Origin of the sequence: Phocaeicola sp. RTP21198st1_B8_RTP21198_201120 (assembly GCF_040929485.1) — a bacterium.
Taxonomy (GTDB): domain Bacteria; phylum Bacteroidota; class Bacteroidia; order Bacteroidales; family Bacteroidaceae; genus Phocaeicola; species Phocaeicola dorei.
This window is the reverse complement of sequence record NZ_JBCOCI010000219.1, coordinates 1,157-2,101: the sequence shown is the minus strand read 5'-3', so window position 1 is coordinate 2,101 and position 945 is coordinate 1,157. Positions and strand designations below refer to the sequence as shown.

Annotated in this window: 1 protein-coding gene and 1 pseudogene; both read right to left on the bottom strand. The window is 42.6% G+C overall.

Annotated features, from left to right (window positions below; genetic code table 11):
- Window positions 1-260 (bottom strand): annotated as a pseudogene (locus AB5935_RS24725) (sensor histidine kinase); the annotation flags it as partial.
- Window positions 261-494: 234 nt separating this feature from the next.
- A partial coding sequence (locus tag AB5935_RS24720; RefSeq protein ID WP_368327726.1) for a methylglyoxal synthase occupies window positions 495-945 on the bottom strand: 451 nt, incomplete at its 5' end.

The following is a 945-nucleotide window of genomic DNA, read 5'->3' as shown; positions in this document are numbered from 1 at the left end:
ATGTTACAGACACTGTCTTTTTTTGTGTGGTAGAGTCCAAGGTCGCTTTCATCCCAGACGCTGGCTGTTTCACCGTAAGTGGCCAGTCCCAGCAAGCCCGCGTATGTTTCTCCGGCCAGATGCCGGATACAGGCCAGTTCATGCTCATCCTGTCGCAGGCTGTTCCGCCTCGTCTGTTCCTTGCGGAAGATATGAATGGTCAGGACGAGCAGGAGAAGCAGTATGACATATCCTAAAAGGATTTTAAGTTTCAACCACATGGAAGTCTTCATTCTTATATTGGAATCCTACAAAAAGGCGTGTTCGCTCATATAAAAGGGAATAATAGAAACTTATGATAAAAGTTTATTACTGTTTCAAACCATTTGAGGATACCTCGCAAGTTTGCTATCACACAGTTGATCTTTTAATCTTTTTTTATACTCACAGAAAGGATAGGAACCTGCTTTTTATGACTGAAACATATCACATCCCCTTTATTGGACATTACATTCTCATTCGATCATATTGTTTTCATTTCGGCTCATCCGTTTCTTCACCCGTTCTACTGCTTCCGATACAATTTCTTTGTTTTCAAAGCGTTGTGTATAATTGGTATAGTCTGGATGAATCCGTTTGTAGGTCGGGTCAAGAAACAAAGGACTGGAAATAATATGGTCCGCTGTCGAACGGTTACAACAGAAAACTATATTTTCAACTCCCGCCAGCCGGGTCAGTGCCTTTACATCCGTGTCATGTGGCTGCAATGTCATCGGATCCGTGAAAAAGAACAAATAATCAATCTCTCCTTCCACAATACGTGAGCCCATTTGCTGGTCACCACCTAAAGGACCGGATTTCAGAATCGTGATATCCCATTCTGTTTCAGGATGTTTCTCTTCGAGCGCTTTTTTAATGAGTGTACCGGTGGTTCCCGTACAATAGAACTTATGCCCTATCAGACGT